Here is a 12,417-nt window from a genome sequence, read left to right on the forward strand (position 1 = left end):
CATGGGGATTTAGAATAGCAACGATGGCGTAACAGAATGAGAGCCAGGTTCCTTTTAATCGTCTTTGCACACCTGTGCTTCTCTCATTACTCCTTCGCTCTGGATCCTTCCAAATTCATCACGCAGTATGGTCATCGTACCTGGCAGATCGATGACGGTTTGCCGCAAAACACCGTTCGGGCGATTGTACAAACACGCGACGGCTATCTCTGGTTAGGAACGCAAGAAGGATTGGTTCGTTTCGATGGAATTCATTTTACAGTATTCGATCGAAAGAATACGAAGGAGATCCGCCACAATGCGGTCAGGGCTTTGTGCGAATCCAAAGATGGAAGCCTCTGGATCGGCACTGCCGGCGGTGGAGTTCTCCGGTATCAGAATGGAAAGTTTCAAAGTTACCTGACGCGAGATGGTTTGCTCAATGACATTGTGTATTCACTCTTTGAAGACCGGGAAGGAAACGTTTGGATCGGAACTGCGCGTGGACTGAACCTCTGGAGGAACAGCAAGCTCGATACCGATGTGATCACAAAGAGTCTTTCTCAGGATCCAATCGGATCGATTTATCAGGACCGGCAGGGCCATCGCTGGTTCGGAACCTGGAAGGGGGAACTAAAGTGCTGGAAAAGCGGCAACATGCACATTTACAGAGTCAGTCATCCTGATATCGCTGTTCGCACTATTGTTGAAGATAGGCAAGGAAACTTATGGGTGGGAACCGATGGCGATGGAATTCGGTGTTTCAAGAATGGCGAAATGTACAGCTACCATCGAAATGATGGACTTCCCGATGAAACCGTTTTGGCAATTCATCAGGATCGGCATGATAACGTGTGGATTGCAACGAACAGTGGACTCGTCCGTTTTCGTGATGGTCGCTTTGAAGTCCATTCTGTGAGCGGAGGACTTTCCGATAAGATGGCGCTCAGTCTTTACGAAGATTTCGAAGGCAGTCTCTGGGTCGGCACCTATGGCGGGGGCTTGAATCAGCTCCGCGATACGAAGCTTACACCGTATACTTTGCGCGAAGGCCTATCCCACCCGAACGTAATGACGATTTTTGAGGATAATGCAAAAAATCTCTGGTTCACCGCCAGGGGGGGCGGCTTTCTCCAGTGGAAGGAAGGGAAATTTCATTACCATGCTTTGAATCGTTTTTCTCACCAAGATGTTTATTCCATTTGCCGGGACAAGCGAGGGAATCTGTGGTTGGGATTGGATGGATCGGGTCTGGTTCTTTATAGAGACGGAGATATGACAATTTATACAACGCGCGACGGATTGTCCAGCGATCATGTTTATGCAATCGTCGAAGGTCAGGAAAACAGCTTGTGGGTCGGAACATGGAGCGCCGGTGTCAACCATTTTAAAGATGGCCGGTTCATCAGCTATACAGAAAAAGAGGGCCTCGCCAATAATTTTGTAAGAACTCTACATGAAAAAGATGGGCGTCTCTGGGTCGGTACGATGGGAGGACTGAGCCTCTTCAAAGACGGAAAGTTCACCACTTTTACAACGAAAAACGGACTCTCCAGTGATCAGATTCGTGCGATCCACGAAGATGATCAGGGAAACATTTGGATTGGAACCGCAGGGGGCGGGTTGAATCGATTCCAAAACGGCCGTTTTAGAGCATATACAACTGATCATGATTTTTTTAACGATGTCGTTTTTCAAATACTGGAAGATGACCAACAGAACCTATGGATGAGCTGCAATAAAGGAATTTTTTGCGTGCGTAAAAAGGATCTGGATGACTTTGATGCCGGCAAAATTCGATCGATTCCTTCCATTTCCTTTACCAAAAAAGATGGAATGCCGAGTAGCGAATGCAACGGAGCCGGACATCCATCCGGATGGAAAACCAAAGATGGCAGATTATGGTTTCCGACAATTGCAGGAGTGGTAGTTATTGATCCAGGCAAGATTCCAGTAAACAGGATCTCCCCTAATGTATTAGTAGATAGTGTGCGGGTGGATCATCGGGAGCTTGATCTGCTTTCCGGTATCAAAATTCCTCCCGGAAGTTCGCGATTCGAATTCCGTTATACCACTCTGAGTTTTCTGGATCCCGAACAAAACAAATTCAAGTACCAGCTGGAAGGTCATGATACCGGATGGATCGATGCCGGGCAAAGCCGTTTTGCCGCATACACGAACATACCTCCCGGAAGTTATCGTTTCCGCGTGATTGCCTCCAACAATGATGCTGTTTGGAATGAAACAGGAGCCGTTTTTGCTTTTACACTTCAGCCGCATTTCTATCAAACCAGATGGTTCCTCGCCCTATGCATCCTGGGTCTAACTTCTATTGTCTTCGGATTGCATCGTTTTCGTACGAATCAATTGAAGGCCAGACAGGCTCAACTTGCCGGGATCGTTCGGGAGAAAACGAAAGAATTGCTGGAGGCACAAAAACGATTGCAGGAAACGAACCTGAATCTCGAAGAGCGTGTGCAACACGGGATTGAGGCGCTAAGGGAAGCGGAAAGAATGGCAGCGTACGGCCAAATGATGGCTGGCGTTGCGCACGAAATTCGTCATCCGATTTTTTCGCTTCAAGCGACAGCTTATGTGCTTGGAAATCGTCTGAAAGGGAACGAGGATCTGCAACCTCAGCTGAAGATCCTGGACCGGGAAACGAGAAGAATGTCACGATTGATGGATGATCTTTTGGAATTCGCCCGGCCCCATTCCCTTCTTTTATCGCAAGTCGATCCAGGTTCATTATTGCAAGAGGCCGTGGAGACTTTTCGCGAACAGGAAACCCCAAAAGTGTTTTTGGAGTGGGAGGCTGACCTTCCGAAAGTTACCCTGGATCGAGACCGATTGATTCAGGTTTTGATTAACTTAATCGATAACGCTACGAAACACGCGAAAAGAGTCAGCAGGATTGTCGTATCGGCTGGTAGCGCCCCGGGGGAAGTGCCCGGGATCCATTTGACGGTAGAAAACGACGGCTCCCGCATTCCCGGTGAGAATCTTTCTCGTATCTTTGAACCTTTCTTTACAACCGGTAAAGGAAGCGGACTGGGACTTGCGATTGTTCGACGTGTTATAACAGAACATGAAGGAACCATCGATGTAGAATCGGGTCCAGCAGGAACATTATTCAGAATTTTTCTACCGGCACGGGGCCCGAAATCTAACGGTGTAGACAATGCAGAGGAAACGCATATTGATCATCGATGATGATACGTCTTTGAACGAGGCGCTCGAGACATTGTTGTCAGATGCAGGCTACTCAGTTTTTTGCGCTGAGTCCGGAGAATCAGGAATCGAGATTGTCCGCAAGGAACCGATCGATCTGGTTCTCCTAGACCTGCGATTGGAGGACATCAGCGGCCTGGATTTGCTGACGCAAATTAAATCGGTCCGAGCAGAAACTTCTGTGATCATGATCACCGGTGTTGGAACCATTGAAGATGCTGTTGAGGCAATGCGGCGCGGGGCAGATAACTTTATTGTGAAACCGGTCGATCCTCCAAGACTACTGGTTCTCGTTGAAAAGGGATTCGAGTCAGGTAGCCTTCGCCGTAAGGCTGCCCAGCTGGAAAGATTAAGCAATGCCGCACGTGTTTTGTTCCTGGGAAAAGCCAGGGCGATCCAGGATGCAATAAAGCTGATAGAAGTTGTTGCGCCAAGAGACACGACGGTCCTACTTCGCGGAGAGACGGGAACCGGAAAGGGACTGATCGCGCGTCGAATCCATGAAACTTCGCCGCGGAGCAAACATCCTTTTGTAGAGCTGAACTGCGCCGGATTGCAACGTGATTTAACGGAATCAGAACTCTTTGGACATGAAAGAGGGTCGTTCACCGGAGCTCATGAAAGGAAAATCGGTCTCTTCGAAGCAGCAAACGGCGGAACTCTGTTTTTGGATGAAATTGGAGAAATGGATTATTCCATACAGCCTAAACTCTTAAATGTTTTGGAACAAAAGAGGTTTCGCCGAATTGGAGGAGTCGCAGAAATTGAAGTGGATGTCCGCTTGATTGCGGCAACCCATCGCGATCTAACCAAGGAAATTACTGCCGGCAAGTTTCGCGAAGATCTCTTTTATCGCCTGAATGTTTTTACAATTCCAGTGCCGCCGCTTCGACAGAGAAAGGAAGACATTCTTTCGCTGGCAGAAAAATTTCTGCAAGAATTCGGCGGTGTGCAGGATGGAATTTCACACGAAGCTGCGGAATTACTTTCCTCATACGACTGGCCGGGGAATGTTCGCGAGCTTAGAAATGTTATGGAACGCGCCGCCATTCTTTGTCCGAGCCGATCCCAGGTCTTAATCTCCCATCTTCCCCAATTTACCGGTCCATCGGACGCCCATACGAGATCCCGCTCCGAGCCCCTGACTGTCAACGATGCCGAACTCAAGCTATTCGAATTGGCGCTTCGAACGCATAACTACAATTTGAAAGCCACCGCCCGTGACCTTGGTGTCTCCCGCGGCACTCTCTACAGAAAAATAAAGAAACACAAGATCGCGCTTCCAAAAACGTGAAACTCTTGCTAGTGGACCGCATTTCTCATGATTCGGAATGGAACAAGGTGTTCCGTTAAAGAACACGTTTTCCCTGGGATGACCCTGAACAGCCTCAGAGAAATACAGTGGTACAGCCCTTGCTCGTTACAAAACAGCTTCGACAGAAAATGGATAAGAAGTGTGTGCTCATTGTCGATGATGATGAAGCGATTTTGGAAAGTCTTGCGGGACTCTTTCAGACCGATGATGTAATAGTTGAAGGAGCAAGTACTCTGGAAGAGGCAACAAAATTGCTGAGTGCTCATGCCTTTGATTTGGTGATTTTGGATCTACGTCTCTCATCGGGTGCCTCGCTGGAAGGACTTGATTTGTTATCGCTGATTAAAACGAAGGCTCCGAAAACGCATGTAGTTCTGATGACCGCGTACGGCGCACAGGAGATCGAACGCGAAGCAATAAGGAGGGGAGCGTCGAGTTATTTTGAGAAATCCATTCCCATCAGCGAATTTAGGAACCGCCTCAAGGCTCTCGGTATTTCTGTCTAGGTTTTTATCGATCCGCGGCCGGCTGGCTTACGAGTGCAGCTTTGTGTAGATTCGCCGCTGCATCCGTTTTGCATCCGCGGGATCCGGACGCTCTTCAATTAATTCGGCTGCTGTAGCAGTATGAAAAGAAACGACAATCCAATGTTCGCCGGGGCCGACAACCGCCCGATGCCAGATGTTGACAGGTATGGATGCCCAGTGATCTTCAATCCGCCCATGAAACTGATCCAGCAAAACATGAGATTGCCATCGATCTTCCGTCCAGATCTGCAAGTCTCCTGTTCGCCTCCAGGACCTGACCCGTTGATGACTGTTCGGATGGCGTTCCGCGCCGCTGTTGGAACCCTCCTTCAGTAAAAATACCCAGCTGGAGCGGATCAACTCAGGCAATTTGTTTTCGTAAATTTCCAAAGGAATGGTCTCCCATGCCAACGGATCCTGGCTCCTTTTGAATTCATCCACAACGCGATCCGCAATCCGGTCGATCTGCGCCGACACAGAAGGGTCCTGCAGAATCCGCTCAATCGCCCGCAAGAGTTTGCGTTCTTCTTCAATCATTTGTTCTATTGTCAATTCTTTTCCATAATTAGCACAGAATCAGTGAAAAGCATTTCTGTGCATAACAGATCAGGAGGATGAATGCCTGCTCCCATCAAACCGTTGATCACTTCCGAAGAGTTACAAAGAATTGACATACGCGTCGGCACCATCGTTGCGGTTGACGAGGTGTCTTCGTCTAATAAATTAGTAAAACTTACTGTTGAATTTGGCGACCACCGGCGAGCCATACTTGCCGGTATGAAAAAAGAGCGCGCGAATCCCAAAGAAATTGAAGGGAAACAAGCGTTATTTGTAGTGAATCTCGCTACACGAAAAATGGCCGGCGAGGTCTCGGAAGGAATGCTTTTTGACATCGGCTATGCCGATGGAATTACGCCGGTTCTCGCCCTTCCGGAGAAACTGGTGCCGGACGGAACACGAGCCGAGTAACCTCATTTTTTCGCTAGAACTCGTAGCGGAAGCTATATTGTTTTCTACAACTTTTCGCGGGGGGACAACTGAATGGGATTCTCCATGATTTGAGAGTCTCGGGTCAAAGCACGTAATCATGCTAACACAGAACAAACGCATCAGTCCTATCCTTGCTCCAGCCGTCGCGATCATGAACCGGCTGAAGTACCCTCAAAAGTTTGCGCTCATCAGTTTGTGTTTTGCAATTCCGCTGGCGACGGTCATGTTTTTTTTGATTTCCGAAATGAATGACCGCATTGAATTTTCTGAAAAGGAAATCATCGGTGATGCATACCTCCGCCCTTTACGGAAGCTCCTTGAACATGTCCCTTCAGCGCGAAGCCTGGCTCATTCTTACGCGAAAGGGCAAATCACGCTGCGTCCGGAATTGATTGAGCTGCAATCGATCATCGATCAGGATTTTCAGGAACTCTTATCTGCCGAAAAGCAATACGGAAAGATTCTAAATACAAGTTCCAGACTGAATGTTTTGAGCGAGAACTGGAAATTCCTGAAGAATAAGACTCTCAGTCTCGAGGCATCGGACACCGACACGCTCTATGGCAAAGTGATCGGTGATATACGAGCGTTGGTCTCTCATGCGGGGGATACTTCCAATCTCATTCTGGATCCCGACCTTGATAGTTACTACCTCATGGATTCAGTCCTGCTGAAACTGCCTGAAGGTGTGGATCTGGTTTCACGAACCAGTTTTTTTGCGCAATCCATTTTGGAACGCGGCTCGATGACGGCGGAAGAGAAGGCTGAGCTGATCACGTTAACGGGCTTAGTGCGTTCGAATTCAGAAGCCACACGGGCAGGTTTACAAGTAGGGTTTCGCAACAACCCGGCGCAAAACTTGAAACCAGCCCTGGAAGAGCCGGTCCAGAATGCAGTTGCTCAAACCGAAGAGCTATTGAAAGCAATTGATGCCGAAATCCTTGACGCTCCGCAGTTGACCACGACGCAAGAGAGCCTTGAGGCACTCACTCGAAAAACGCTGGAGAAGGATTTCAGTTTGTGGGATCGCACGGTTGCAGAACTTGATGGACTTTTGCGCACGCGAATCGATGGATTTGAGCGCAAAAAGCGATTGGTGGAAGTGATCTCCGTTCTTATGCTGGCACTCGTAGGGTATCTGCTTGTCGGTTTTTACAGAGCCGTTATGAATACTGTCTCCGGTCTGCAGGAGGCCTCCGATGCAATGATCCAGGGGAATCTTACTGGCTCCGTTTCGCTCGAAACCCGTGATGAATTGGGTCCTGTGGTGCAGTCGTTCAACAATATTGCGCGCGGATTGGTGGAAGCCAAAGAAAAATATAGGGGTATTTTTGAAAATGCAGTGGAAGGGATCTTCCAGAGCACATCCGATGGGAAATTTATCAGCGTGAATCCCGCGATGGCGCAAATCCTTGGATACAAAAACGAAGACGAAATGATCAACAATATCTCGGCAATTTCCAATCAGCTTTACGTCGATCCAAGCAGGCGTATGGAATTCATCCGCACAATGCAGGAAGAGGGGGCCGTCACAAAATTCGAATCCCAGGCGTACCGCAAAAGACGGCACTATGATCTGGATTTCCGAAAAGGTGCATGCCGTTTACGATGCGCAGCACAATCTACTCTATTACGAAGGGAGCATTGAGGACATCACAGAGCGGAAAGTCGCTGAGGAGGCTCTCGAACAGAAAACTGCATTATTGAAGGTCTTGCAGGAAGTAGCAGTTGCGGCAAATCAGGCTACGAATGAATTAGAAGTTCTGCAGTTCGGAATCGACCGGGTCTGTGAATTTACCAGATGGCCGGTGGGTCATGTATATATGGTGTCCAGAGGATCGGAAGGCACTCTGGCCCCGACAACGATCTGGCACCTGCCCAAGGATGGACGTTTCGATACCTTCCGAAGAGTAACCGAATCGACGCATCTAGAAAAAGGAAAAGGCCTTCCGGGCCGGGTGGCTTTGAGCGGCAAACCTGCCTGGATTATGGATGTAACAAAAGACTCCAACTTTCCGCGGGCAAAGTTCGCTGAAGACATTGGCGTTCATGGCGCCTTTGGTTTTCCGGTATTGATCGGATCTCAAGCCGTGGCAGTTATGGAATTCTTTACAGAAAAACCAGCCGAGCCGGATGAAGCTTTGTTGCAGGCAATGGCGCATATCGGTACGCAGCTTGGACGGGTCTTCGAACGCAAGCGTTCCGAAGAAGAGTTGAGGCAAGCGAAGGACCAGGCCGAAGAAGCGAATCGCTCGAAAAGCAAGTTTCTCGCGACGATGAGTCATGAATTACGGACTCCGCTGAATGCCATTATCGGATACAGCGAAATGCTTCAGGAGGAAGCCGACGATCTCGGAGTTAAAATATTTGATTCGGACCTGAAAAGAATTCACTCCGCCGGAAAACACCTGTTGACTTTGATCAATGACATCCTTGACCTTTCCAAAATTGAAGCTGGAAAGATGGAGTTGTTTCTCGAAACATTTTCACTTGCTGGTTTGATTCAGGATGTGGTGAACACAGTGCATCCGCTTGCGGAAAAAAATGGAAATAGAATCAAAGTTGAAAGTGAAAAAGATCCCGGGAGCATGCATGCTGACGTTACGCGCGTGCGACAAATTCTGTTTAACTTGATGAGCAATGCATGCAAGTTTACAAAATCGGGAACCATCACAGTGCGGGTGAATCGAGAAATAAGAAAGAGCGGCGAGTGGTTCCGTTTCGATATTTCCGATACGGGCATCGGAATGACTCCAGATCAGCTCGCCCGGTTGTTTGAGGCTTTTACTCAGGCTGACGCTTCCACAACCAGACAGTACGGGGGAACCGGCCTGGGTTTGGTCATTAGCCGTAAATTCTGCCATATGATGGGCGGAGACATCACTGTTCAAAGCGAACATGGCCGGGGAACAACTTTTACCGTTGAGTTACCTGTTGATGTCTCAAGTCATGGTATTCAACGAGTCCAGGTATTTGAAGAAAAAATCGCCGCGGAACCGTTGACTGCAGTTGGCAAGGAGGATTTCCGTTCTACGATATTAGTAATTGATGACGATCCGGACGCAAGAGATTTGATGTCGCGAGTCCTTTTCCGGGAGGGATTTCGTCCAGTGCTTGCTTCTTCGGGAGAACAGGGATTGTTTCTTGCCCGGGAATTGCGCCCGAAGGTGGTTATCCTGGACGTTTTAATGCCGGTGATGGACGGTTCGACGGTACTCACGGAAATGAAAGCGGATCCGGAACTTGCAGATATTCCGGTCATCATGGTAACGATGGTCGATAACAAGGAGTTGGGCTATGCTCTCGGAGTAAGTGACTACTTGAGCAAGCCCGTGGACCGGGAACGGCTTGCTTGTGTGTTGCGGAGATTCAGCTGCCCGAATCCACCTTGTCCGGTGCTCGTTGTTGAAGACGATGAAGAAACCCGCGACATTTTCAAACGCGCATTGGAGAAAGAAGGCTGGAGTGTCGCTGTTGCGGAAAACGGCCGCGTCGGACTTGCCCGGGTATCCGAACAGATTCCGGAATTGATCCTTCTGGATCTCATGATGCCGGAAATGGACGGCTTTGAGTTTGTGACAGAGTTGCGAAAAAACGAAGCCTGGCGCCAGATCCCGTTGATTGTTGTTACGGCCAAAGATTTGACGCAAGATGACCGCAACCGGCTAAATGGATACGTTCAGTCCATCTTGCAGAAGGGGGACTACACCAAAGATGGGCTGATGCAAGAACTAAGAAGCTTGCTTGCCGCCTGTGTTCGCGAAAGCGCTGGAAAAGAACGCACTACGTAACGACTACTATCTGGTTTGAGGTAATTTTTTGGACGAAGAATTATCATCAGAAGAGCTGAATGTTATTCTTATTGAAAATCAGCCTGAAATCATTTCAAAGGTTCATTCACTGCTCACGGAAATCAAAGAATGCCGGCTGAAAGTTCATTCTTCACATCACGAACTGGGAAGGCAAGTAGAAGCAGAACTTCCAGACCTCGTTTTACTTGCTCATGCCGAAAATGCCCCTCAAATAGTGTCGGAGATTCGTGAACGATCTCCTGATACGTACGTGGTCATCCTCCTGCCTGCGATTCAGGAAGACCTGGTTAATGAATACATTAATCGCAGAGCTCACGGACTTTTGTTCAAGAATCAGAATTTTTAAGGCGATTTCATTTCGACAATGAAGAAAGCTTTTGCCCGAATTGTGGAACGCAAGTCTTCCTTGCTGAATTCTTTAAGCAAAGTTCTTTTTTCGCAAGTAATCGCGAAATGGAACGGCTTTTGATGAATGTCAAGACACTCCAGCCTGGCCAAACGATCATGCATTACAAGATTGTTGAGTCTCTCGGTGAAGCTGGAATGGGTGAGGTGTATCGCGCGGAGGATCAAAAGCTGCGACGCCAGGTTGCTATTAAAGTTTTGTCTGTGCCTGTAATGCGCGATCAAACTGCCCGAACCAGATTGATGCGTGAAGCAATCGCAGCGTCCGCTTTAAACCATCCGAATATCATCACAATTTATGCAATTGAAGAAGTCAATGATGTCTCGTTTATCGTCATGGAATTCGTTGAAGGGAAAAGCCTCTACCGGATCCTGAAACGAGGGCCGTTGCAGTTTGAGCAAATCATTGACGTTGGAGCAAAAGTTGCTGACGCTCTTTCGGCCGCTCACTCGATCGGATTGATTCACCGGGACATCAAACCGGGAAACATCATGATTACTGCCGGGGGAAATGTGAAGCTGCTGGATTTTGGCCTCGCCAAATGTATGCCGAATGTCGGACAGGATTTTTCGACAGATCCGCTTTTCGCCAGCACGCTCACAACGATGGGCTCGCCAGTAGGAACGATCAATTACATGTCGCCTGAACAAACACGGGGGGAATCACTGGATACGCGAACTGATATTTTTTCTTTGGGAAGCGTGCTTTACGAAGCGGCAACTGCCAAATCCCCCTTCCGGGGCGCAAGCATTCTTGAATTATTCCATGAAATTGCTACTGCTGAGACAAAAGCACCCAGCAGTATCGTCTCCACTATTCCTCAATCATTTGATGCGCTCATTTCACGCGCAATGGCTAAAAAGCCGGAAGACCGCATTGCGACTGCTGCTGAATTCTCCGAAACATTGAAGAAGCTGCTCCATTCTGAGCTGGTTCATTCGCGAGAACCATCGCACGAAATTCCGACAATCAAGCAATCCGCATCAGCAACCGGAGAAACAATCTTTCTTGTAGAAGACAATGAAGACAACCGGGACATGCTAACACGCAGATTGAAACGTAAAGGCTACGAGGTACTTATCGCTGTCAACGGAAGAGATGCTCTGGATCGCATTCCCGTTGAACGACCTGACCTGATTCTAATGGACATCAGTTTGCCGCTGGTGGATGGCATTGAAGTGAGTCGCAGGTTGAAGAATTCCGATGCTACAAAGGACATCCCCATCATCGCGCTTACGGCTCATGCAATGGCGGGCGACCGTGAAAAAGCGCTGGCTGCCGGATGCGACGACTACGATACAAAACCTGTCGATTTTGAAAGACTGCTGAACAAGGTCTTGCGCTCACTGGAAAAGAAAAAAGCGAAATAGCCGGCGTTCATTCACCTATCCTTGGAAGATTGATGTCGAGTTGAAGCGTCCATTTCCATTTACCGTTGACACCTTCGTCGTTGAACCAAACAGGGCCGGTCAAGAGGCTAATGTCCCTGGTAAAGAAAACGTAGAGGCCGAATCCGCCGCCTCCAAACGCGTTATTTCCCGATGCATAATCGCCCGCGAAAACCAATCTGTTAAACTCATTTCCCGCTGAGTCTTTTACCGGCATAAAGCCCCGGTCAAAAGCAATCTCAAACCCTTTATTTTCTTTCTCTCCATCACTGCTGAGCAGAACATCACCATTGCCAATGTACGGGCCGGCCGAGATCCGGCCAACATTTGGAAACACTTTTCCTACCACCAGATGAACAATATTTTGATTGGTCACACCGCTCTCAGTTCCCACATTGAAAATCCCCAGTTGGATGGCTGGCTACCCTTCAAACAGCGCATCTGCAGGTGTACCAATCCTGGCGTTAAACAAGAGTGGATGATCGCTTGGTTCCAAGAAATCGAAACCAACTTCCATTTGGAGTTTTTCAAATGGAAGAATCCCCACTGTCAGACCATAATCCGTTGGAAAATCTCCGCCTCCATCCGAAGCATCGCGAAAAACAGTAAAGTAGCTGTCGTAAGTAATATGAAATACTTTGTACGACTGAATATCCAAGGTCATCGGAGTCCAGTAAGTGGTCGACGGCGTCGCATAACTTATGGATCCGAAAGAGACGAAGGCAACAAAAGCCACCAGAAAAACTGTCCATCTAATCTTCATATTGGG

10 protein-coding genes and 1 pseudogene are annotated in these 12,417 nt (G+C 48.4%); 8 read left to right on the forward strand and 3 right to left on the reverse strand.

What is annotated here, in order from left to right:
- Nucleotides 1-36 precede the first annotated feature (36 nt).
- The 3 genes from L0156_04160 to L0156_04170 all read left to right on the forward strand — a co-directional run bounded on the left by L0156_04160 (nucleotide 37) and on the right by L0156_04170 (nucleotide 5,031).
- Entirely contained in the window at nucleotides 37-3,192 is a 3,156-nt protein-coding gene (locus tag L0156_04160) for an ATP-binding protein (protein ID MCI0602185.1), read from the forward strand.
- The gene (locus tag L0156_04165; GenBank protein ID MCI0602186.1) at nucleotides 3,161-4,504 is read left to right on the forward strand and encodes a sigma-54 dependent transcriptional regulator; all 1,344 of its coding nucleotides are present in this window, start codon (nucleotides 3,161-3,163) and stop codon (nucleotides 4,502-4,504) included. Before L0156_04160 ends, L0156_04165 begins: the two co-directional genes overlap by 32 nt.
- Nucleotides 4,505-4,611: 107 nt before the next feature.
- The gene (locus L0156_04170; protein MCI0602187.1) at nucleotides 4,612-5,031 is read left to right on the forward strand and encodes a response regulator; all 420 of its coding nucleotides are present in this window, start codon (nucleotides 4,612-4,614) and stop codon (nucleotides 5,029-5,031) included.
- 27 nt (nucleotides 5,032-5,058) lie between these two features.
- Here the strand turns inward: L0156_04170 and L0156_04175 are convergent, their stop codons facing one another.
- Nucleotides 5,059-5,604, reverse strand: coding sequence for a hypothetical protein (locus L0156_04175; GenBank protein ID MCI0602188.1), 546 nt, complete (start codon nucleotides 5,602-5,604; stop codon nucleotides 5,059-5,061).
- A gap of 66 nt (nucleotides 5,605-5,670) precedes the next feature.
- On the opposite strand from L0156_04175, the gene L0156_04180 reads away from it, so the two are divergent.
- From L0156_04180 to L0156_04200, 5 genes and pseudogenes are all read left to right on the forward strand, one after another.
- Nucleotides 5,671-6,021 (forward strand): tRNA-binding protein, encoded by a 351-nt coding sequence (locus tag L0156_04180; GenBank protein ID MCI0602189.1) that lies wholly within the window; start codon nucleotides 5,671-5,673, stop codon nucleotides 6,019-6,021.
- Between the two features lie 1,225 nt (nucleotides 6,022-7,246).
- A pseudogene (locus L0156_04185) lies at nucleotides 7,247-9,335 on the forward strand (ATP-binding protein).
- Nucleotides 9,315-9,833, forward strand: a complete 519-nt coding sequence (locus tag L0156_04190; GenBank protein MCI0602190.1) for a response regulator — start codon at nucleotides 9,315-9,317, stop codon at nucleotides 9,831-9,833. The pseudogene L0156_04185 and the gene L0156_04190 overlap by 21 nt, the downstream one beginning before the upstream one ends.
- Before the next feature lie 28 nt (nucleotides 9,834-9,861).
- Nucleotides 9,862-10,200 (forward strand): hypothetical protein, encoded by a 339-nt coding sequence (locus L0156_04195; protein ID MCI0602191.1) that lies wholly within the window; start codon nucleotides 9,862-9,864, stop codon nucleotides 10,198-10,200.
- A gap of 122 nt (nucleotides 10,201-10,322) precedes the next feature.
- Nucleotides 10,323-11,630, forward strand: a complete 1,308-nt coding sequence (locus L0156_04200; GenBank protein ID MCI0602192.1) for a protein kinase — start codon at nucleotides 10,323-10,325, stop codon at nucleotides 11,628-11,630.
- A 7-nt stretch (nucleotides 11,631-11,637) separates the two neighbouring features.
- On the opposite strand, the gene L0156_04205 is transcribed toward L0156_04200, so the two are convergent.
- Complete coding sequence (locus tag L0156_04205; GenBank protein MCI0602193.1) at nucleotides 11,638-12,024, reverse strand: hypothetical protein; 387 nt, start codon at nucleotides 12,022-12,024, stop codon at nucleotides 11,638-11,640.
- A 45-nt stretch (nucleotides 12,025-12,069) separates the two neighbouring features.
- Entirely contained in the window at nucleotides 12,070-12,411 is a 342-nt protein-coding gene (locus tag L0156_04210; GenBank protein MCI0602194.1) for a hypothetical protein, read from the reverse strand.
- Nucleotides 12,412-12,417: the final 6 nt, after the last annotated feature.

Source organism: bacterium, assembly GCA_022616075.1.
GTDB lineage: Bacteria > Acidobacteriota > HRBIN11 > JAKEFK01 > JAKEFK01 > JAKEFK01.

What these genes read in the sequence shown, in the direction of transcription:
- L0156_04160 (MCI0602185.1), top strand. Translation starts at nt 37, where the DNA reads ATGAGAGCCAGGTTCCTTTTAATCGTCTTTGCACACCTGTGCTTCTCT.
- L0156_04165 (MCI0602186.1), top strand. Translation starts at nt 3,161, where the DNA reads ATGCAGAGGAAACGCATATTGATCATCGATGATGATACGTCTTTGAAC.
- L0156_04180 (MCI0602189.1), top strand. Translation starts at nt 5,671, where the DNA reads ATGCCTGCTCCCATCAAACCGTTGATCACTTCCGAAGAGTTACAAAGA.
- L0156_04190 (MCI0602190.1), top strand. Translation starts at nt 9,315, where the DNA reads ATGGTCGATAACAAGGAGTTGGGCTATGCTCTCGGAGTAAGTGACTAC.
- L0156_04200 (MCI0602192.1), top strand. Translation starts at nt 10,323, where the DNA reads ATGAATGTCAAGACACTCCAGCCTGGCCAAACGATCATGCATTACAAG.
- L0156_04210 (MCI0602194.1), bottom strand. Translation starts at nt 12,411, where the DNA reads ATGAAGATTAGATGGACAGTTTTTCTGGTGGCTTTTGTTGCCTTCGTC.